At 65.7% G+C, this 19,418-nt stretch carries 18 protein-coding genes; 13 read left to right on the top strand and 5 right to left on the bottom strand.

All coding sequences use genetic code 11. From position 1 onward, the window contains the following. Window positions 1–54 precede the first annotated feature (54 nt). The 5 genes from GGC65_RS10560 (at window position 55) to GGC65_RS10540 (ending at window position 6,199) form a co-directional block, all read left to right on the top strand. Window positions 55–1,491 (top strand): glycosyl transferase family protein, encoded by a 1,437-nt coding sequence (locus GGC65_RS10560; protein WP_318780152.1) that lies wholly within the window; start codon window positions 55–57, stop codon window positions 1,489–1,491. Continuing rightward, window positions 1,488–2,630 (top strand): hypothetical protein, encoded by a 1,143-nt coding sequence (locus GGC65_RS10555; RefSeq protein ID WP_192647119.1) that lies wholly within the window; start codon window positions 1,488–1,490, stop codon window positions 2,628–2,630. Before GGC65_RS10560 ends, GGC65_RS10555 begins: the two co-directional genes overlap by 4 nt. 106 nt (window positions 2,631–2,736) lie before the next feature. Then, on the top strand, window positions 2,737–3,645 hold the full coding sequence (locus tag GGC65_RS10550; protein WP_192647118.1) for a sulfite exporter TauE/SafE family protein: 909 nt from the start codon (window positions 2,737–2,739) through the stop codon (window positions 3,643–3,645). Next, complete coding sequence (locus tag GGC65_RS10545) at window positions 3,642–4,412, top strand: TIGR02186 family protein (protein ID WP_192647117.1); 771 nt, start codon at window positions 3,642–3,644, stop codon at window positions 4,410–4,412. The genes GGC65_RS10550 and GGC65_RS10545 overlap by 4 nt, the downstream gene beginning before the upstream one ends. A 74-nt stretch (window positions 4,413–4,486) precedes the next feature. Beyond that, on the top strand, window positions 4,487–6,199 hold the full coding sequence (locus GGC65_RS10540; RefSeq protein ID WP_192647116.1) for an ATP-binding protein: 1,713 nt from the start codon (window positions 4,487–4,489) through the stop codon (window positions 6,197–6,199). A gap of 41 nt (window positions 6,200–6,240) precedes the next feature. On the opposite strand, the gene GGC65_RS10535 is transcribed toward GGC65_RS10540, so the two are convergent. The 3 genes from GGC65_RS10535 to GGC65_RS10525 form a co-directional block, all read right to left on the bottom strand. Next, a complete protein-coding gene (locus tag GGC65_RS10535; protein ID WP_192647115.1) occupies window positions 6,241–6,627 on the bottom strand; it encodes a VOC family protein in 387 nt (128 codons plus the stop codon). A gap of 42 nt (window positions 6,628–6,669) precedes the next feature. Next, window positions 6,670–7,800, bottom strand: coding sequence for a cell wall hydrolase (locus tag GGC65_RS10530; protein WP_192647114.1), 1,131 nt, complete (start codon window positions 7,798–7,800; stop codon window positions 6,670–6,672). A gap of 120 nt (window positions 7,801–7,920) precedes the next feature. Beyond that, a complete protein-coding gene (locus tag GGC65_RS10525; protein WP_192647113.1) occupies window positions 7,921–8,406 on the bottom strand; it encodes a DUF1772 domain-containing protein in 486 nt (161 codons plus the stop codon). A gap of 114 nt (window positions 8,407–8,520) precedes the next feature. On the opposite strand from GGC65_RS10525, the gene GGC65_RS10520 reads away from it, so the two are divergent. Beyond that, window positions 8,521–9,024 (top strand): hypothetical protein, encoded by a 504-nt coding sequence (locus GGC65_RS10520; RefSeq protein WP_192647112.1) that lies wholly within the window; start codon window positions 8,521–8,523, stop codon window positions 9,022–9,024. Between the two features lie 3 nt (window positions 9,025–9,027). Here the strand turns inward: GGC65_RS10520 and dmeF are convergent, their stop codons facing one another. Further along, on the bottom strand, window positions 9,028–9,939 hold the full coding sequence (dmeF, locus tag GGC65_RS10515; RefSeq protein WP_192647111.1) for a CDF family Co(II)/Ni(II) efflux transporter DmeF: 912 nt from the start codon (window positions 9,937–9,939) through the stop codon (window positions 9,028–9,030). A gap of 215 nt (window positions 9,940–10,154) precedes the next feature. On the opposite strand from dmeF, the gene chrA reads away from it, so the two are divergent. The 7 genes from chrA to rbfA all read left to right on the top strand — a co-directional run bounded on the left by chrA (window position 10,155) and on the right by rbfA (window position 17,963). After that, entirely contained in the window at window positions 10,155–11,336 is a 1,182-nt protein-coding gene (chrA, locus tag GGC65_RS10510; protein ID WP_192647110.1) for a chromate efflux transporter, read from the top strand. A 144-nt stretch (window positions 11,337–11,480) separates the two neighbouring features. Further along, a complete protein-coding gene (gene rimP, locus GGC65_RS10505) occupies window positions 11,481–12,026 on the top strand; it encodes a ribosome maturation protein RimP (protein WP_192647109.1) in 546 nt (181 codons plus the stop codon). After that, on the top strand, window positions 12,026–13,651 hold the full coding sequence (gene nusA / locus GGC65_RS10500) for a transcription termination factor NusA (RefSeq protein ID WP_192647108.1): 1,626 nt from the start codon (window positions 12,026–12,028) through the stop codon (window positions 13,649–13,651). Before rimP ends, nusA begins: the two co-directional genes overlap by 1 nt. Continuing rightward, a complete protein-coding gene (locus GGC65_RS10495; protein WP_192647107.1) occupies window positions 13,632–14,402 on the top strand; it encodes a DUF448 domain-containing protein in 771 nt (256 codons plus the stop codon). The genes nusA and GGC65_RS10495 overlap by 20 nt, the downstream gene beginning before the upstream one ends. 17 nt (window positions 14,403–14,419) lie before the next feature. After that, window positions 14,420–16,972: a translation initiation factor IF-2 gene (gene infB / locus GGC65_RS10490; RefSeq protein WP_192647106.1), complete on the top strand. Its 2,553-nt coding sequence runs from the start codon at window positions 14,420–14,422 to the stop codon at window positions 16,970–16,972. Between the two features lie 35 nt (window positions 16,973–17,007). Further along, complete coding sequence (locus GGC65_RS10485) at window positions 17,008–17,562, top strand: DUF1697 domain-containing protein (protein ID WP_192647105.1); 555 nt, start codon at window positions 17,008–17,010, stop codon at window positions 17,560–17,562. After that, on the top strand, window positions 17,559–17,963 hold the full coding sequence (gene rbfA / locus GGC65_RS10480; protein WP_192647104.1) for a 30S ribosome-binding factor RbfA: 405 nt from the start codon (window positions 17,559–17,561) through the stop codon (window positions 17,961–17,963). The genes GGC65_RS10485 and rbfA overlap by 4 nt, the downstream gene beginning before the upstream one ends. Window positions 17,964–17,966: 3 nt before the next feature. On the opposite strand, the gene GGC65_RS10475 is transcribed toward rbfA, so the two are convergent. Further along, the gene (locus GGC65_RS10475) at window positions 17,967–19,385 is read right to left on the bottom strand and encodes a WS/DGAT/MGAT family O-acyltransferase (RefSeq protein WP_192647103.1); all 1,419 of its coding nucleotides are present in this window, start codon (window positions 19,383–19,385) and stop codon (window positions 17,967–17,969) included. Window positions 19,386–19,418 lie beyond the last annotated feature (33 nt).

Raw genomic sequence — 19,418 nt, 5'->3', positions numbered from 1 at the left:
GGACCTATTCACTAGCATTCTCGCCGGGGATGACATTAGGTCATCGGTGGGGGCGTGGCTAGCACGGTGGAGCTGTCGACCGCATGGCTGGAATGGCTGGTGCTTGGCACGGCCCACGAACTGATGCTGTTCGCATCGGTCGGTATCTTGCTGATCGGGCTCGACGACTTGCTGTTCGATGCCTTGTGGCTGGCGACGCGTCGCCGCGGACCGTCGCTCATCCCGAACGCGCCACCGGTCGAGGGGCGCTTTGCAGTGTTCGTGCCCGCCTGGGACGAAGCCAATGCTCTTCCCGTGATGTTGCAGCGGACGCTCGGCGCGTGGGAGGGCGAGGATTTTCGCCTCTATGTCGGCTGCTATCCCAACGACGCCGCGACGCTCTTTGCCGTGTCGCCATTGATCGCGCGCGACCCTCGGCTGCGGCTTGTCATCGGCAGCCGCGAGGGGCCGACGACGAAGGGCGACAATCTCAACCGGCTGTGGTCGGCGCTCGGCGAGGATGAGCGCGCCGAGGGCGTGCTTTTCTCTGCCATCGTCCTTCACGATGCCGAGGATCATGTCCATCCGGGCGAACTCGCACTCTATCGCCGCTATCTCGGTGAAAATGCGATGGTGCAGATCCCCGTCGTCCCTTTGATCAAACGCGCCGAGCGCTGGGTCGGCGGGCATTATGGTGACGAATTTGCCGAAGCGCATGGCAAGGAAATGGTCGTGCGCTCGCGTCTCGAGCTACCACTCCCCTCGGCGGGGGTCGGCTGCGCGCTGACGCGCACCGCGCTCGCGCTGCTGGCGATCGAGCGCGGCGGCGAGCCGTTTCGCTGCGACAGCCTGACCGAAGATTATGAGATCGGCATGGTGATCGGCGCTTACGGCCTCGGAACGCGTTTTGTCGACACCGTCGGACCAGCGGGCGACCGTGTCGTGTCGCGCGGCGCCTTCCCGGGTAGCACCGAAATGGCAGTGCGGCAGAAATCGCGCTGGATCGCCGGGATCGCGCTGGCCGGATGGGATCATCTCGGCTGGCCAGGGGCACGGCGGGTTGACGCCGGTCTTGCTGCGAGCCGCGCCTGGACCGCGCGCTGGATGCTGTGGCGCGACCGCCGCGCGCCGCTCGCCGCGCTCATTCTCCTCGCGGCCTATGTCGGGGGGCTGCTCTCGGCGTTGGGCTGGGCGGGGCAGCATCTGCTGGGCTGGAATGCGGTCAGCGTCGGCGATGGCATGCGCCTGCTCTTGGCCTTCAACGCGGTCATGCTGTGCTGGCGCATGGCGATGCGTGGGCATTTTACCGCGCGCTGGTACGGCCTTCGCGCCGCGCTGCTTTCGCTGCCGCGCGCCTTTGTGGCGAATGTGATCGCGATGCTCGCCGCGCGGCGCGCGATCATCCTCTATTTGCGGATGCTGCGATCGGGCGAGGTCGTTTGGGACAAGACCGAGCATCTGGAAAATGAAGTTGCACACGACGACGGCTTTGCGCGGACGGTGGCACGATGATGGCGCGCCGCATCGACGCGCGCCGCGACGCGCCGGCGCTGCGTTTCCTGCTCCTGTGCGTCGGCGGCTGGATCGTCGTGCGCGTCATGATGTCATCGGATCTCGCGCCGCCACCAACGCCCGATCCTGTCAGCTCGCCATGGTCGGTCCCGTCGACCTTCGCGGCGACCGACGCCGTCCCTGCCGGTTCGCCAACCACACCCGCCGGCCGGCCGATTCCCCCAATACCGGAGCGCGAAAGCCGGTCGCCCGCTTTGACGGCAATGCCAGCGTTAGCGGTGAAGACGCCATCCGCCGCTAAAGCCGAACCCACAGGATTGGGCGCGGACCGCCACGGTCTTCGGCTCGCACTATTCGCGCGGCTCTTGCCAGCGCCGCCCGGCGGGCTCGCGCGGTCGGCTGTCGCGGGGGCGGGCCCGCTCTGGTTCCCGCTTGCCCCGACAGCGTCCGCGGACCCGGGGCAGGGCAAGCCGTTCTGGATCCAGCGGCAGCTGGGCGGCTGGGCGCTCGCCGGCTGGCTCTATTTGCGCGAGGGATCAGGGAATGCGTCCGAACCGATCGGCGCGGCGAGCCAGCTCGGCGGCAGTCAAGCGGGGCTGCGGCTCGGATATGGCTTTGGCGATACGGGTCGCGCGCGCGCCTACGGCCGCGCGACGATCGCGGTGCAGCGGCCGCAGCAGCGCGAGGTCGCGTTCGGCCTTGCCTTCGCCCCGCTCGCGCACCTGCCAGTCGATGTCGCGATCGAACAGCGTATCGCGGCAGGAAAAGAGGGCCGAACCGCGCTCGCTATCATGGCCAGCGGGGGCGTGTCCGAGGTTGCGCTGCCCGCAGGGTTCCGGCTTGACGCCTACGCACAAGCGGGCGTTGTCGGCGCACGGCGGCGCGACGGCTTTGCCGATGCGGCGATCGTGGTCGATCGCCGCATCGGCGCCGACGACATGTCGCCGCTCCGCCTCGGCGCTCTTGCGGCGGGGGCGGTGCAGCCCGGCGCGGCGCGCGTCGATGTCGGACCGCGGGTGACATTGCGTCTGCCCGAGGTTGGCGAGGGGAGTCGCATCGCGCTCGACTGGCGCCAGCGCGTCGCGGGGGATGCGCGCCCCGAAAGCGGCCTCGCGCTGACGCTGGCGAGCGACTTCTGAGTTCCCGAAAATTTAGCGCCCGCGGCCGATTCCCCACCCCGTAAAAATGCTCTAGGGTCATGGGACTCGGCGCAGTTTCGTGCGCCGTCGAGCGTAAACGGGGCCCATGGATCTTTACCTCCCAGTCGCCAATCTGTCGGTCAATGCGCTGGTCATCATCCTGCTCGGTGGCGGGGTCGGCTTTCTGTCGGGCATGTTCGGGGTCGGCGGCGGGTTCCTGACCACGCCGCTCCTGATCTTTTACGGTATCCCGCCGACGGTCGCCGCAGCATCGGCGGCGACGCAGGTGACGGGCGCGAGCGTGTCGGGGGTGCTCGCGCATCTCGAACGCGACGGCGTCGATTTGCGCATGGGTTGGGTGCTCGTCGCGGGCGGCTTGCTGGGTTCGCTGATCGGCGCCGGGCTGTTCGAACTGCTCACCGCATGGGGGCAGATCGATACGGTGATCAACATCCTCTATGTCGCGCTGCTCGGTATCGTCGGGTCGTTCATGGGGCGCGAAGCCTGGGGCAGCTATCGCGCCGCGCAGGCGGGATTGCCCGCGCCCGCGCGCAAGCGGCGCCACCATCCGATGGTCGCGAACCTGCCGATGCGCTGGCGTTTCTATCGTTCGGGCCTCTATATTTCGCCGCTCGCACCGCTGCTGCTCGGCATGGTAGGGGGCGTTCTGACGATGCTGCTCGGCGTCGGCGGCGGCTTCATCATGGTGCCCGCGATGCTCTATCTGCTCGGCATGGGGACGCAGGTCGTTGTCGGCACATCGCTGTTCCAGATATTGTTCGTAACGATCGCGACGACGATGGTCCATGCGCTGACCACCGGCGCGGTCGACATCGTGCTCGCGGGGCTGCTGCTGCTCGGCAGCGTGATCGGGGCGCAAGTCGGCGCGCGGTTCGCGCAAAAGGTGAAGCCCGAATATCTGCGCATGGCGCTCGCGGCGATCGTGCTGCTCGTCGCGCTGCGCATGGGGGTCGACCTCTTCATCCGCCCCGAAGAAATCTACACGGTGCAATGAGCGCGCCACGCGCCTTGCTGCTGTCGCTCGCCGCGCTGCTGTTGCCCGTGACGGCGCACGCCGCCGATCCGCGGCTGGTGCCCGACGTGTCGAGCCGCGCGATCGACATCCAGTACAGCTTTACCGGCGAGGAATTGCTGCTGTTCGGCGCGATCCTCTATCCCGGCCAGCGCCTTCCCGACGACCGCGCCGATATCGTCGTCGTGCTGAAGGGGCCAGTGCGGCCGATCGTGCTGCGCGAAAAGCGCCGCGTTGCCGGCATCTGGGTCAATGCCAGCAGCATCCGTCTGCGCACGTCGCCGGGCTTTTACGCGATCGGCTCGTCGCGCCCGATCGACAAGCTGGTCGACGAACGCACCGCCGCGATCTTCGAACTCGGGCTCGCCAATCTGTCGATGTCGCCGAGTGGATTCTCGGAGGCGAGGAAGCTCGAGCGTTTCGAGGCGGGGCTGACCGATCTCTACCGCCGCTCGGGCCTGTTCGTCGAAAACCCCGCCGCGGTCGAAATTACCGAAGGCGTGCTCTATCGCGCGCGCATTCCGGTGCCGGCGCGCGTTCCCGTCGGCACGTACCGCGCCGAAACCTATCTGATCAGCCGCGGCCGCGTGCTCGCGGTCGCCTCGCGCGATGTCCAGATCCGCAAGGCGGGATTCGAACGTTTCGTCGCGCTCGCGGCACAACGGCACGGCTTCCTCTATGGCCTTTCCGCCGTATTCCTGTCGCTCGTTCTCGGTTACGGCGCTTCGGCTATTTTCCGCCGCCGCTGACGCAAAGTTCACGGCCTATTTACCCTCGTCTGCGATAGACCGAGCCGGGACCATTAAAAGGCGGGGCGGGATACATGGATATGCAAGGTGGCGGATTTGGCGCCAGTGATTTGACGGCGGCGCAGCATGTCAGGCTTGCCGGCGGGGGTGTAGCGGCGCCGGTGGCGCCGGTCGCGAACCATCATCGTGACGATCTGCTGATCGGCGAAGTCGTCGATATTTCGGGATCGGCCTCGCGCATCCTCATCGACGCCGCAGCGGTCGGCAAATTGTCGTCGTCCAGCGATTCCGCAGTGGCGATGGCCGGACAGGTCGGCGCGCAGGTCAAGGTCCGCGTCGGCAACATCTGGTTGATCGCCAGCATCCGCGAACAGCAACTGCACGAACGCGGCGAAGGGCTCATCCTCGCGACGATCGACTTCCTCGGCGAGGGCGAGGAAGAAAAGATCACCGGCCGCATTCACAATTTCCGCCGCGGTGTTACCCGCTACCCGATCCCGGGCAGCCAGGTTTTCGCGGCGACCAGCGCCGACCTCAAGCAGATTTATGCCGCCGACGAACGCGCGCATGTCGAAATCGGTACCGTCTATCCGACCAAGGATATTCGCGGTTCGCTTTACGTCGACGCGATGCTGGGCAAGCATTTCGCGCTGCTCGGATCGACCGGTACGGGTAAATCGACCAGCGCCGCGCTGATCCTCCACAAGATTTGCGAGCTCGCCCCGCAGGGCCATATCGTGATGATCGACCCGCACGGCGAATATTCGGCGGCGTTCAAGGGGACGGGTGCGCTGTTCGACGTCGACAACCTCGCAATGCCCTATTGGCTGATGAATTTCGAGGAACATTGCGAAGTGTTCGTCACTGCCGAGGGTCGCGACCGCCAAGCCGATTGCGACGTGCTCGCGCGCTGCCTGCTCCAGGCGCGCACCAAGAACCGGCTCGCCGAGGGGATGACCAAGATCACGGTCGATTCGCCGATCCCCTATCTGCTCTCCGACCTGCTCAACATTCTGCAGAACGAGATGGGCAAGCTCGACAAGGCAACCTCGTCCGCGCCCTTCATGCGCATCAAGGGCAAGATCGAGGAAATGCGCGCCGACCCGCGCTATAATTTCATGTTCTCGGGCATGCTTGTCGCCGACACCATGGCGAATTTCCTCGGCAAGATTTTCCGCCTGCCGTCGGACGGCCGGCCGATCTCGATCATCGACGTGTCGGGGGTGCCGTCGGATATTACCGGCGTCGTCGTTGCGGTGCTGTCGCGACTGACCTTCGACTATGCGATCTGGTCACGCGGCGAGCCGCAGCGTCCGATCCTGCTCGTCTGCGAAGAGGCGCACCGCTACATCCCGTCGAAGGACATCGGGCAGGGTCAGGCGGTGCGCAAGATCCTCGAACGCATCGCCAAGGAAGGCCGTAAATATGGCGTATCGCTGGGCCTCATCACCCAGCGCCCGTCCGACCTTGCCGAAGGCGTGCTGTCGCAGTGCGGCACGATCATCTCGATGCGCCTCAACAACGAGCGCGACCAGCATTTCGTGAAAGCTGCGATGCCCGAAGGCGCGCGCGGCTTCATCGATTCGATCCCGGCGCTGCGTAACCGCGAATGCATCGTCTGCGGCGAAGGCGTGTCGATCCCGATCCGCGTCTATCTCGACACGCTCGACGAGGACAAGCGGCCGGCGTCGAGCGATCCGCTCTTCTCGAAACTGTGGCGCGAAACCGGCGGCGAGCTCGAGATACTCGAGCGCGTGGTCAAGCGCTGGCGCAGTCAGGGCCGGTAATTATCTTCGCCTAGCGGCGAAGGCGGCACCGGGCGATCGACTTACCCCTTCGGCGGCTCCCAAAGCTCGATGGGGTTGCCTTCGGGGTCGTGCACGCGCGCAAAGCGGCCGACTGCGGGATCATCCCACTCATCCTTGGTGATGATCTTGTCGCCCGCCTCGCGGAACGGCACCAGCACGGCGTCGAGATCGTCGACGCGCAGGTTCAGCATATGCTGCCGGTCGGAGGCGAAATAGTCGGTGTCGGCCTTGAACGGCGCGAAGACGAGCGGACCTGCGGTGACATTCCACACCCATTGGTTCGGCGGCACGCTCTCGTCGGCGCTGCATCCACCGCCGACGCCCAGCCGTTCACGATACCAAGCGGCAAGCGCCTCGGGGTCGCGCGACCGGAAAAACAGCCCGCCGATGCCTTTGACATGTCCCATGATGGCCTCCTGCTATGATGCGGATAGCCTAGGCGGTTTGCGTCACTGTTTCCACTCTCCGCTACCGCGGAATTCTTCGCGGATCTGACCCGACTGGTTGAGCCGCGGGTCAGCGTAGGTTGGTGCGGCTGGCGCGGCAACCGGCGGCGGTGCGACGGGGGTGGCGGGAGCAATCGTGCCGGGGAGCGGAGCCGCGGGCGTGTCGGGAAGCGGTGCGGCGGCGCCGGTGAGCATTGGCGCGGGCCCGGCACCGGGTGGCAGGCCCTGGCCCTTGAGGATCGCCAGCTGCTGCGCGAGCGGCAGATAAGGGCCGGGCACCGGTTCGCGGCCTGGATAGGGCGCGCGAAACGCGTCGGGCATGCCCCAGCGCCCGCGCCAGCGATGAAAGATATGCGCGCCGACGATGTTGGTCATCACGAGGCTCTTGCCCCAGCGCGGCCAGATCGCCTGCGTATGATAATGGGTGGCAAGGCCCACCTTCGGGAAGACATAGCCGCCGAGCGCCGCCGACGCGATCCGGCTCGCGCGCAGCCAGTTTCGCCGTTCGGGTGTGCGTGCCATCGCACCGTCGCAGCTGAAGGTGAACTGGCACACGCCCGCGCGCTGCGATCCCTGGAAGACGACGCCGCACACCGTGTTCGGAAAGCTCGGGTGGCGGACGCGGTTGATCACCGTCTGCGCGACGCCGCGCATCCCGTCGTCGGTTTCGGACGCGGCCTCGTAATAGATGGCGGCGGTCAGGCAGTAATGCGCACGCTCGCGGTCGAGCGCGGTGACTCCACGAAAGACGTAGCTTTTGGCCGGCGGCCCGACAAAGGCTTCGTCGCGCAGCAGCGCGGGGTCGGTCGGAGGCAATGCCGCAGCGTCGCCATAACCGACGCTGTCGGGATTGGGCAAAGTCGGATCAATCTTCAGCGCGTCGGCATAATCCTCGGCATTCATGATCGCCCAGCGTTCGGGATCATAGGCGTGAAAGTTGAGCGGCACCGAGACGCTGTACGGCCCGAAGAAGCGGGGTGCACGAAATTGTCCGCTCGTCAGCAGAAAGGCGAGGCAAGCGACCGCAACCACCCCGACGATCGCCGCCCAAAAGGCACGCCCCGGCCCCGCGGGCTTTTCCGGCAGCGGATCGCGCCACGTCGAGCGGGCGGTCAGGGACAGTTCGGGCTTCATACGTGTCAAATTCCGTCGTGCCGTCGCGCGCGATTCGCGCAGGCGGGCTCAGCCTGCCTTATACGCTGAAACGCCAACAAAATGTTTCATCGTCGCCGCGACGTCCCACGATGGCGGTCTTCACCGCGCGGCGAGCGCCATCACAAACAGGATCATCGCTGCCGTGGATGCAAGGGTGCGGACATGGTTCCATGCGGTCCATTCCCTGCAATAACGTGCCCAGAGGGCCTGACCTGCGGGTGCGGCTGGATCGCTGGCGTCGAGCGCATTGTTGCGCGGCACGTTGAAGAGCATCGTCACGACGAACATGCCGACGAAATAGATGCAGCCGCCGGCCAACGCGGCGCAGGCCCAGGCTTCGCCGGGATGCAGCGCGCCGATAACGGCGAGCGTGAGGCTCGACAGGCTCGACCCGACGAACAGCGGCATGAATAGGGACCGCTGAATTACCCGGTTAATGCTATTCATCGCGGCGACGCCCGCGGGCGTCTCGATGCGACCGAGCGCGGTCATCGCAAAGGCGGAGAAGGTGAAATAGAGCCCGGCAAGCAGCCCGCACGCAACGATCGAAAACCAGAGCAGCGCGTCAATCAACGGACTTTCCATCGTCATAGCTCCCGGGGTGCGGCTTCGTTGATCGATATCCTATGGGGCGGGCAGGATATTCGCAACGGATCGGTCATTATCCAGCTGTTGAGGTTCGCGCCTTATATCAACCGTATGACCGGCGATCTCCCATCCTATCGGCGCAGCGCGCGCACCGATTTTCGCATGTGGCTGCTGCTCGCATTCGGCCTCGTGTTTTTCTGGGCGGGATCGACGATCGACCCGGCCGATAATTGCAGCGAGGACGGACGCGAATGCGCGCCTTGGCTGGTGCCGCTGGCGCAGGGGCTCGGCGCGCTGGTCGCAGTCGGGGCGGGGCTCAACATGCTCGCCAACCCGAACCGCGGCAGCTTTGTGGATTCAGCGACGGGCGAGCTTGTTTGGTGGCAGGGGCGCATCGGGGCGAGCGGCGGCGACGAAGGCCGCATCCATCCTTCGCGTATCGGCAAGCTTCGTATCGTCCGGCAGGACGAAAGCGACGACGAGGTGCATCTCTATGACATGGAGGGGAACCGCCTCTTCTGGTTCGACCAAGAGGTAATCCCGTGGCCTTATGAGCGCTGGGCCGAGAAGCTGGCGGCCGCGTGGCCGCACATCGATGTCGAGATCGTCGGCTGATCTTCAGCGGATCTCGACCGTAAGATGCTCGATTTCGTGGACCGGTTTGACCCGCGCGCAGATCGCCTCGCGGGTTGCGCCGACAACGCTGATGATCGCCGAATGCGCGCCGGGCCCGACACGCCAGACGTGCAGATCGATGATCTTCGCGTCGCCGGGCGCTTCGACGAGTGTACGGATTTCAGTCTCGAGCGCGGAGTCGGTCGCATCGAGCAGTACTTTGCCCGTGTCGCGCATCAGCGACCATGCCCACACCGCGATAACGATCGCGCCGACCACCCCCATCGCGGGATCGAGCCACACCCAGCCGAGATAGCGCCCGCCGAGCAAGGCGGCGATTGCGAGCACCGAGGTTAGCGCGTCGGCGACGACGTGGAGATAGGCCGAGCGGAGATTATTGTCTTTCTCGTGTACGTGGCCGTGATGGTCGTGATCATGATCGTGCGAATGGTCATGCCCATGACCGAGCAACAAGGCGCTGACGATATTCACGCCAAGGCCGATCACCGCGATGATCGTCGCCTCACCGAATTCGACAGGGCTGGGATTGACGAGGCGGATCGTCGATTCATACGCGATGCCGAGCGCGACGATGCCGAGCACCAGCGCCGAAGCAAAGCCGGCAAGGTCGCCGACCTTGCCGGTCCCGAAGCTGTAGCGGCCGCTCGTCGAGTGTCGCTTCGCATAGGCATAAGCGATCGCGGCGATGCCGAGCGCCCCCGCATGCGTCGCCATGTGGAAACCGTCGGCGAGCAGCGCCATCGAGTTGAACGCGATCCCCGCTGCGATCTCGCCGACCATCATCACTGCGGTCAGCGCGACGACCCACAAGGTGCGCCGCGCATTCTGGTCGTGCCGCTTGCCGAGGAAAATATGGTCGTGGACCAGCGCTTCGGTTTCGGTATCGAACGACATGCTTGCTGCCTATCCGATGGAAAAGGAATGGCAAGGTCGGTTTTGAAGTAGCCGCCGATCTCATCCCCACTTCACAGCAGCCAAGCTAAAATCTCTTCCCCCGCACGTTCGGCATGCTATTCGTCACGGCACGGGCAATGCGGACGCCCGTCCAGACGGCTTGCTGTCCAAGTTCCGCTCCATAGCCCGCATTTGCGGCAGGGAGCGCGCTTGCCATGACGAATCTTGAGCCTTCACCGCCCCGGCTTTCCCTTCTCCAGCTCTTCCTGCGCTTCCTGCGCTTTGGCATCCTCGCGTTCGGCGGGCCGGTCGCGCAGATCGCGATGGTCAAGCAGGCGCTTGTCGAGGAGGAGCGCTGGATATCGCCCGCGCGCTTCAATCGCCTGCTCGCGGTGATGCAGATCCTGCCGGGGCCGGAGGCGCATGAGCTTTGCGTCCACCTTGGCATGGTCGCGCGCGGGCGGATCGGCGGGCTACTCGCGGGGCTGGGGTTCATGTTGCCGGGCTTCGTCCTGATGCTCGGCGCGGCGTGGCTCTACAAGGATTGGATCGTCGGCAATCCGGCGATGGTGCCGGTCTTCCTCGGGGTGCAGATTGCGGTGCTTGCGATCATCCTCCGCGCGGTACAGCGGATCTGCACACATATTCTCGAAGACCGGCTGCTATGGCTGCTCGGTGCGGCATCGCTCGGTGCGACGCTGGCGGGGGCGCCGTTCTGGATTCCGCTGATCGCCGCGGCGTCGATCTACAGCATTGCCGCGCGGCCGGTCGTCGCGGCGGCAGTGTTTCTCGCAGCGGTCGTTCTGGCCTTCCTCATGTCGGGCGTGGGACCGACGGTGAAGGCCCATGTCGCCGCGAGCGAAGCGGGTATTATCGCGCTGTTCATCGCCGGGCTGAAAGGCGGGCTGCTGACCTTCGGCGGCGCTTATACCGCTATTCCCTATGTCCGCACCGACACGGTCGGGCGTGGCTGGCTGTCCGACGCGAGCTTCCTCGACGGGGTCGCGCTCGCGGGTATGCTGCCTGCGCCGCTCGTCATCTTTGCGACCTTCGCCGGATATGTCGCGGGGGAGCTTCCCGGCGCGGTCGCAATCACGGTGGGGATGTTCCTTCCGGCTTTCGCTTTCTCGATGATCTTTTTCGAGCGACTGGAGGCGATCGTCGAAAATCCCGCGCTGCACCGCGCGCTTGCCGGCGTCGCGGCCGCCGTGGTCGGCGTGATCGCGGCGACGCTGTTGCAACTCGGCTGGGCAACCGCACTCCGCGTATCGAGTCCGGTCGCGGGAATGGCCATCTTCGCCGGTGCGGTTGCAGCGGTGATGCTGCTAAAGGGGAAATGGGTCGCGCCCGCGCTGGTGATCGGCGCAGGTGTCGCCGGATGGCTGCTCAATCCCTGAGCCGCCTTTCCCCCTTGCCGACTCACCCGTCCGCGCCTATATGCGGCCTACTTCTTGACATGGTTAGCCAGTTGGGACGTCGGGGCCGCGGGCCGCGGCGGCTATCCGCACATGCTTTCCGGTCATCCGAATTGGGAATTTTCATTGGCCGATCTCGACGTCCTGAATGCGATCATCGCGCCCGAAGCCGAGGCGATGGGCCTTGCGCTCGTGCGCGTCGCCTTTTTTGGCGGCGAGAGCGATCCGACGCTGCAGGTGATGGCCGAGCGCCCCGACACGCGCCAGCTGACGATCGACGACTGCGCCGACCTGTCGCGCCGTATCTCGGACCGGCTCGACGCGCTCGAGGAAGCGGGCAAGGACCCGATCGACCAGGCCTACCGGCTCGAAGTGTCGTCGCCGGGCATCGACCGGCCGCTAACGCGCCGCGCCGACTTCGCCGACTGGGCGGGGCATGAGGCGAAGATCGCGCTGAAGGAAAAGCGCGACGGGCGCCAGCGCTTCAGCGGCGTGTTGATCGGCATCGAAGGTGATGTCGTGACGATACAGGATAAGGAAGAGAAAGAGCATCAGCTGCCGTTCGACGCGATCGACACGGCGAAGCTCGTTCTCACCGACAAATTGATTGCCGCAACCGTCCCGCTCTCGATCGAGGGTGCCGACGAAATGGAAGAAGAAGGACAGGACTGATGGCCACTGCCATTTCCGCCAACAAGGCCGAACTCCTCGCGATTGCGAACAGCGTCGCCAGCGAGAAGATGATCGACAAGGGCATCGTCATCGAGGCCATCGAGGAAGCGATCCAGCGCGCCGCGCGCGCGCGTTACGGCGCCGAGAACGACATTCGTGCGAAGCTCGACCCGCAGACCGGCGACCTCCGTTTGTGGCGCGTCGTCGAGGTCGTCGAGCAGGTCGAGGATTATTTCAAGCAGGTCGATCTGGCCGCTGGCCAGAAGCTTCAGAAGGACGCCAAGATCGGCGACTTCATCGTCGACCCGCTGCCCGCGGTCGACCTTGGCCGCATCGACGCCCAATCGGCAAAGCAGGTGATCTTCCAGAAGGTCCGCGAAGCCGACCGCGAGCGCCAGTATCAGGAATTCAAGGATCGCGCGGGCGAGATCATCACCGGCGTCGTCAAGTCGGTCGAATTCGGCCACATCGTCGTCAACCTCGGCCGTGCCGAGGGCGTCATCCGCCGCGACCAGCAGATTCCGCGCGAACTGATGCGCGTCGGTGATCGCGTCCGCGCGCTGATCCTCTCCGTACGCAGCGAAACCCGCGGCCCGCAGATTTTCCTCAGCCGTGCACACCCCGACTTCATGAAGAAGCTGTTCGCGCAGGAAGTCCCCGAAATCTACGACGGCATCATCGAGATCAAGGCGGCCGCCCGCGACCCGGGTTCGCGCGCGAAGATCGGCGTGATCAGCTACGACGGCTCGATCGACCCCGTCGGCGCGTGCGTCGGCATGAAGGGCAGCCGCGTTCAGGCGGTCGTGCAGGAAATGCAGGGCGAAAAGATCGACATCATCCCCTGGTCGGAAGACACCGCGACCTTCGTCGTCAACGCGCTCCAGCCCGCAACGGTCCAGCGCGTCGTCATCGACGAGGATGACAGCCGCATCGAAGTCGTCGTTCCCGACGACCAGCTGTCGCTCGCCATCGGTCGCCGCGGCCAGAACGTCCGTCTCGCCAGCCAGCTGACCGGCAGCCAGATTGACATCATGACCGAGGCCGACGCGAGCGAAAAGCGCCAGCGCGAATTCGTCGAACGCTCGACGATGTTCCAGGAAGAGCTGGACGTCGACGAAACGCTCGCACAGCTGCTCGTCGCCGAAGGCTTCGGCGAACTCGAAGAAGTCGCTTATGTCGGCATCGACGAACTCGCGAGCATCGAAGGCTTCGACGAGGAACTGGCGCAGGAACTGCAGAGCCGTGCCGCCGAAGGCCTCGAGCGCCGCGAAGAAGCGTCGCGCGCCCAGCGCCGCGAGCTTGGTGTCGAAGATGCGCTCGCCGACATCCCGCACCTGACCGAAGCGATGCTCGTCATCCTCGGCAAGGCAGGGATCAAGACGCTCGACGACCTCGCCGATCTCGCGACCGACGAGCTGATCGCCAAGAAGCGCACCGACAACCGCCGCGGCCCGCCGCGCAGCGAACGCGCCGAGGACAAGGGCGGCGTGCTGGGCGAATATGGCCTGACCGAAGAGCAGGGCAACGAGATCATCATGGCGGCGCGCGCGCACTGGTTCGACGACGAGCCGGAAGCCGAAGCGCCGCAAGCCGGGGAGGCCGCCGATGCGGACCCCGCGCAATGATCAGCTGACCGAAACCGACCGCGCAAAGGGGCGCGGCCAGCATGTGCCTGAGCGGCGCTGCGTTATAACCGGCGAGGTTTCGCCGGCGGAGCAACTCGTGCGTCTGGCACTCGGCCCCGATGGCAGCATCGCGCCCGATGTCCATGGCAAGGCGCCGGGCCGCGGGGCGTGGATCGGCGTCGATCGCGCGACGCTCGAGGCTGCGCAGGCAAAGGGCAAGCTCAAGGGCGGGCTCGCGCGCGCGCTGCACGAAGGCAATATCGCGATCCCCGACGACCTCGGCGAACGTATCGAGGCTCAGTTGAAGCGTGCGACGCTCGACCGGCTCGGGCTCGAATCTCGCTCGGGTATGCTCATCAGTGGGAACGAGAAAGTCGAGCAGGCGGCGCGCCGCGGTCAGGTTCGCTTGCTCCTTCATGCCAGCGATGCGGGCGAGGATGGCCGCAAGAAACTCGCACAGGCGTGGCGCGTCGGCGAGGATGACGAAGGCTCTGGCCGCGAAGGAATGATCTTGCCGGTGGACCGGCAGTCCCTATCTATGGCATTGGGACGTGAAAATGCGGTGCATCTGGGCGTCACCGACGCCCGCGCCGCCGACCGGGTGCTGGCGCATTTGAGCCGCTGGCAGTTTTTCACCGGATGGAGTAGGGACGCGGCCAACCGCGTTTCCGACACGGATTCCCGCAAAGCGGGTAAGGAGATGGCGTCCACGGATTCCGATACGGTTTCCGACGCTTCGGGCGCGAATTGAAGGAAAATAGAGTTTAGATGAGCGACGAACAGGACAAGCCGACCCTTACCCGCAAGCCGTTGGGGCTGAAGCGGACGGTCGAGGCCGGCCAAGTGCAGCAGCAATTCAGCCACGGCCGCCGCAACACGGTGGTGGTCGAGGTGAAGCGTCGCCGCGTGCTGGGCCGTCCGGGCGAAGCTGCGCCGGTCGAGGTCGAAGAGGTCGAGGCCGCTCCGGCGCCCGCACCCACGCCCGCCCCGGCGCCCGCGCCCGCTCCGAAGCCGGCGCCGCGCGCGAGCGAAAACGACAGCCTGATGTCGCGTCAGGAACGCCAGGCGCAGTTGCTGCGCGAGGCCGAGGAAGCGCGTATGAACGCGCTCGAGGATAATCGCCGCCGCGACGAAGCCGCGCGTGCGCGCGCCGCCGAGGAAGAAAAGGCGCGTGCCGAAGCGCGCGCCGAGCAGGCGACGGCGAAGGCCGCCGAGCCCGCACCGGCTGCGCCCGCTCCGGTCGAACCTGCCGCCGAGACGCCCGCCGCCGCTGCCGAACCGCAGGGCGAAGTGCCCGCCGCGGCGCCGCGGCCCGCGACGACCAGCGCTGCGCCGGCACCGCGCCGCTTTACCCCGGTTGAGGCGCCGAAGCGCCCCGAACCCAAGCGCCCCGAGCCGAAGGCGACCCGTGGCGGCGATAGCCGCCGCCAGTCGGGCAAGCTGACCGTCACGCGCGCGCTCAACGAGGACGAAGGCGCGCGTGCACGCAGCCTCGCAGCGCTGAAGCGCGCACGTGAAAAGGAAAAGCGTTCGCACATGACCTCGTCGGGTCCGCGCGAAAAGCAGGTCCGCGAAGTCGTCGTGCCCGAAAGCATCACGGTCGCCGAACTCGCGAACCGCATGGCCGAAAAGACCAACGACCTGATCAAGGCGTTGTTCAAGATGGGCAGCCCGTCGGCCAGCACCGACCTGCTCGATCAGGACACCGCCGAACTGCTCGTCACCGAATTCGGCCATGAGATCATCCGCGTCAGCGAAGGCGATGTCGACATCCGTCACGACGAGGATATCGACGATGCCGAACATCTGAAGCCGCGCCCCCCAGTGGTCACGATCATGGGCCACGTCGATCACGGCAAGACCTCGCTGCTCGACGCGCTGCGCGGCGCGAATGTGCAGGCGGGCGAAGCCGGCGGCATTACGCAGCATATCGGCGCCTATCAGGTGAAGGCGAAGGACGGCAGCGTCATCACCTTCCTCGATACGCCGGGCCACGAAGCCTTTACCGCGATGCGCCAGCGCGGCGCGAACGTCACCGACATCGTCATCCTCGTGGTGGCGGCCGACGACGGTCTCAAGCCGCAGTCGATCGAGGCGATCAACCACGCGAAAGCGGCGGGCGTCCCGATCATCGTCGCGATCAACAAGGTCGACAAGGAAGGCGCCAATCCGCAGCGCGTCCGCGAACGCCTGCTCGAGCACGAGCTGGTGGTCGAGGAAATGGGCGGCGACGTGCAGAATGTCGAAGTCTCGGCGCTGAAGAAGACCGGTCTCGACAAGCTGCTCGACGCGATCGCGCTGCAGGCCGAGATCATGGAGCTGAAGGCCAACCCCGATCGCGCCGCCGAAGGCACGGTGATCGAGGCGAAGCTCGACAAGGGCCGCGGCCCCGTCGCGACGATCCTCGTGCGTCGTGGTACGCTCAAGGTCGGCGACATCTTCGTCTGCGGCGCCGAAAGCGGACGCGTTCGTGCGCTGATCGACGACCAGGGCAAGCAGATCAAATCGGCGACCCCGTCGATGCCGGTCGAGGTGCTCGGTCTGGGCGGCGTCCCTATGGCTGGCGACACGCTCACCGTCGTCGAGAATGAAGCGCGCGCCCGCGAAGTCGCGGCCTATCGTCAGGAACAGGCAACGCGCAAGCGCACCGTCCAGGCCCCGGTCAGCCTCGAAGGCATGTTCGAGGCGCTCGCCGACAAGGCGAACGTCATCCAGTTCCCGGTGATTGTGAAGGGCGACGTGCAGGGCTCGGTCGAAGCGATCGTCAATGCATTGAACCGCCTGTCGACCGACGAGATCCGCGTCCGCGTGCTCCAGTCGGGCGCCGGTGCGATCACCGAAAGCGACGTGACGCTGGCGGCGGCGACCAAGGCGCCGATCATCGGCTTCAATGTTCGTCCGAACGCCAAGGCGCGCGAGATCGCGAACCGCGAAAAAGTGCGCTTCATGTATTATGACGTCATCTATCACCTGACCGAGGAAATCGCGAAGGAGATGGCGGGCGAGCTGGGTCCGGAACGCGTCGAAACCGTCGTCGGCCGCGCCGAGGTCAAGGAGGTTTTCCCGGCTGGCAAGCGCGACAAGGCCGCAGGCCTGCTCGTGCTCGAAGGCTCGATCCGCAAGGGGCTGCACGCGCGTCTCACGCGCGCCGACGTCATCGTCTCGGCCACGACGATCTCGTCGCTCCGCCGCTTCAAGGACGACGTTGCCGAAGTGCGCGCCGGTCTCGAATGCGGTGTCGTGCTGGCGGACACCAACGACATCAAGGCGGGCGACCACCTCGAAGTCTTCGAAGTCGAACTGCGCGACCGGACGCTCTGACGGGCGTTCGCTCCGCATGAAGGGGAGGCGGCACCATGGCGCGCTACGTCGCCCTGTTCGGCAGCATCAATGTCGGTGGCAACCGGCTGAAGATGGTCGACCTGCGCTCGGCCTTCGAGGCCGAGGGGTTCAGCAACGTCGAGACCGTCGTTGCGAGCGGCAATGTGCTGTTCGACCATGACGCGCGGCCGACGCGCGGGCTCGAGGAGAAGCTCGCGATGATGGTCGACGAGCGTTTCGACATGACGAGCGCGGTCGTCGTGCGTGACCGCGACGAACTCGCGGCCGGCGTGTCGGACAATCCCTTTGCGGGGACGAACGAGGACAAGTTCGTCCACACCATGTATCTGACCGACCAGCCGAGCAAGGAACAGTTCGAGCGGCTCGTCGGCGATCATCTCGGCCGCGGGGGCGAGAAGCTCGCGCTCGGCAAGCGCATGCTGTTCCTCGATTATGGCGACGGCGTCGCCGACAGCAAGCTCACCGGGCCCTTCATCGAAAGGCGCTTGGGCTGCAAGGGCACCGCGCGTAACATGCGCTCGATCGCGCGCATCGTCGCGAAACTGGACGAAGAAAAGAAGGCGAAGTGAAGAAAGCCGAAAAGGACAATGGCCCGTCGGTCCGCGTGCTGCGGGTCGGCGAGCAGGTGCGCCATATCTTGAGCGAGATCATCGCGCGCGGCGACGTCCACGACGATGTGCTCGCGACGCACCCCGTCAGCATCACCGAAGTGCGCATGTCCCCCGACCTCCGCCACGCGACGGTGTTCGTGAAGCCGCTGCTCGGCAAGGGCGAGGACGCGGTGCTGAAAGCGCTGCGCACGAACACCGCCTACCTCCAGAAGACCGTCGCATCGAAGGTGCGCATGAAATATGCCGCAAAGCTGAAGTTCCTTGCGGACGAAAGCTTCGACGAGGCGAGCCATATCGAAAAATTGCTGCGCGATCCGAAGGTGGCGCGCGATTTGACGAGCGACGAGGGCGAGGCCTGAGGGCTACTTCCCCTTGATCCCCGCCGCTTCCTCGAGTTCGACCAGCGCGTCTTCCAGATAGTCGATCAGCCGCTGCACATGCGGCACGCTGCGGCGGCAGGCGGTGATGCCGAAATCGATATTCTTGTTGTTCGACACCTGCGTGATGTTCATCGCCATGCCGTCGACCGGGATGCTCGCGGGATACATGCCGTCGAGGCGCGCGCCGTTCCAGTAGAGCTGCTCGCGCGGGCCGGGGACGTTCGAGATGGTGACGCTGTACGCCGGGAATTTGTCGGCGGTGCGCGTCAGCGCGGTCAGCATCTGCGGCATCTGCGTGATCGCGGTATAGATCTGGATCTGCTGCGCGGTCATTTCGCGCAGCTGCGCCTTCGCCGCGTTCATCGACGCCTGGATCGTCCGCATGCGCTCGGCCGGATCGTCGATATGCGTTGCGAGGTTCGCGGTCACTGCGGCAACCGAATTGCCCGAATCGATATCGTCCTTGGCGCGGATCGACACCGGCGCCATCGCCTTCAGTGGTTTGTCGGGAAGCTCGTTCAGCGATTGCAGATATTTGCGCATCGCGCCCGAGCACATGGCGAGCACCGCGTCGTTGATCGTGCCGTCATACGCCTTGCCCATCGCGCGCACACGGTCGAGCGACCAGCTTTGCGCGACGAAGCGGCGAGCGCCCGTGATGTTGCGGTTGAAGCTGGTGCGCGGCAACCCGGCCCACGGCGTCGCGAGGTCGCCCCCGCCCAGCCCGAACATCGCCGCGGCATATTGGTTCAATGCCTTGGTGACCCCGACGCTGTTGCCCCATTGCTCCTTCAGGAAGGCGCCGATGGCTTTCAGATCGGTGATGCTCGGCGTCGGCGCCTTTTTCGCGGCAGGGAATTTGCGCTTATAAGCCTCATAGGCCTCGACCGACATCGGCGAATAGCTGCGCTTCTCCTTGGGGTCGGCCGACAGCATCGCGTTGGTGAAATGCATCGAGCTCGCGCCGTCCATGAAGGCATGGTGGATCTTGAAATAGGTCGCGATCTGGCGGTTGGGCAGGCCCGAGATTAGCGTGATTTCCCACATCGGGCGGGTGCGGTCGAGCAAGGTGCCGTGGAGGCGCGAGGCGAGTTCGAACATCTCGCGGTAGCGGCCCGGCTTGGGCAGCGCCGCCGCGCGGACATGGTAGTGCATGTCGATGTCCTTGTCGGGGACGAGGCGGATCGGGCCGTACTGGCCGAGCGGGGTGAGCTTCAATACCTCGCTGAACGGGCGCCGCAGCCCCTCCTGCTGGCGCAGCAGCGCGAGCATCTCGTTCAGCCACTCGGTCTCGTCGACCTTGTCGGGCAAAGTGTAGAGGTTGACCCCGCCGACATGCATCGGCGTCTCGCGCGTCTCCGCGACGAGGAACATCGCATCGGTCACCGGCATCAGCCGCATGGCAGCTCTCCCCACTGTTTATGCTGCATCTTT

This window comes from Sphingopyxis sp. OAS728, from assembly GCF_014873485.1.
Taxonomy (GTDB): domain Bacteria; phylum Pseudomonadota; class Alphaproteobacteria; order Sphingomonadales; family Sphingomonadaceae; genus Sphingopyxis.
This window is presented reverse-complemented; position numbering and strand designations above follow the sequence as displayed.